This window comes from Streptomyces phytophilus (genome assembly GCF_013870535.1).
In the GTDB taxonomy this organism is placed as follows: domain Bacteria; phylum Actinomycetota; class Actinomycetes; order Streptomycetales; family Streptomycetaceae; genus Streptomyces; species Streptomyces phytophilus.
Window position 1 is genome coordinate 1 of record NZ_JACBXC010001414.1, and the last position, 1,477, is coordinate 1,477.

Consider the following 1,477-nt stretch of genomic DNA (forward strand, 5'->3'; position numbering starts at 1 on the left):
AGCGCTGGGCGCTGCTGGTGGCCAGCTACGGCTACGACGAGCTGGGCGAACTGCTCGGCGAGCACGGCTGGGTGCCGGCGTCGCTGGCGTTCCACGGCGAGGGCGGCTATCTGGCGCTGCCGCCGTCGCGGACGGGCGCGGGGCGGGTCCGCTGGGAGCGGGCGCCTCGGCCGCACGGCAGGGCGCCGTGGCTGCCGCCGGTGGCGTCGGTGGTCGACGTGCTCGTGGAGGCGGTGGCGGCGGCTCCTGGCGGCGGCAGGTTTGTCGGCTGAGAGCGCCGTAGAGCGCGCAGCGCGCCGGAGACAGAGCCGCGTAGAGCGGCGTAGAGCCATGCAGGCGCCCCGCGTACGGACGCGGGGCGTCTGCACGGGTGCGTGGGGGCAGTCGAGTGGTGCGTACGGGCGGGTGTGCCGTTATGCGGTCCGTAGTGGCGCCTGCACGCCGTGTCCCACCTAATTGGCCGTGTGCCGCCTGATCCCGGTCTTCATCGGCGCCGTGTGAAATTCCATTAAAGGCGGGCGGCCGGGCATGTAAAGACCCGGCCGCTGGCGACGGGGGATGCACCAGCGACCGGGCTACAAGCGACCGTAACAACACTTTGGCGTTTCGCAAATTCGAACGCCGTAATTCCCGTCAAATGATGGACCCGTCATACCGCACGGTATGCAGGTGATCAGCTCAGCGTCACCTGGCGGTTGGCGAGTCCGCCGCGGGCCTTGCGTTCCGTACCCGTCAGCGGCCCGGTGACGGCCAGCGCCTCCGCCAGCCGCTCCCCGAACTCCGCCGCGGGCTTCTCGCAGTCCTCCGCCGTCATCGACGACGGCAGGTCCCACACCGGCACCACGAGGCCGTGTGCGCGGAACGAGCCGACGAGGCGGGTGTCCTCCGCGAGCGCGGACGTGCCGGCGGCGTGCAGCCGGGCGAGGGCGTCGAGGAGCTTCTCCTCGGGGTGGGGCATGACCCAGCGCAGGTGGTTCTTCTCCGGCGCCGCGCACCAGTACGCGGCCTCCACGCCGCCGAGGCGGGCGGTGGGGATGGCGGCGGCGTTGGCCCGTTCCAGGGAGGCGGCGACCTCGCCGGAGGCCGACTCGGCGTCGTCGACCCAGAACTCGAACCCGTCGTGCACCACGGGCTCCAGCGCCGCGGAGGTGTCGAGGAGGTCCTGGAGCCGCGGGCCGTCGCCGGTGCCGGTGAGCGCGGCGGGTTCGACGGGGGAGCCGGGCGTGGCGGTCAGCGCGCGCTGGAGTACGTCGGCGAGGTCGCGGCTGATGTCGCCGGAGGCGGTGTCGTTCTGCAGCCCGAGGAGCACGGTGCCGTCGTCGCGGCGCAGCGCGGGCCAGGCCATGGGCAGCACCGTCGCCAGGGTCAGCGACGGTACGTCGTCGGGGAGGCCGGCGGCGAGGGTGAGTGCGGCGGTGCCGCGGTGGAGTGGCAGCTGCTGCACGAGGAGGACTTCGCCGATCAGCTGGACCCGGAC

Annotated in this window: 1 protein-coding gene and 1 pseudogene; one reads left to right on the forward strand and one right to left on the reverse strand. The window is 73.1% G+C overall.

Annotated elements, in window-relative coordinates; translation table 11 throughout:
* A pseudogene (locus tag H5J30_RS32895) lies at nt 1–272 on the forward strand (bifunctional DNA primase/polymerase); the annotation flags it as partial.
* Nucleotides 273–673: 401 nt separating this feature from the next.
* Here H5J30_RS32895 and H5J30_RS32900 read toward each other — a convergent pair.
* Nucleotides 674–1,477 (reverse strand): DUF5926 family protein (locus H5J30_RS32900; protein ID WP_258563658.1); only part of this gene is annotated, 804 nt, incomplete at its 5' end.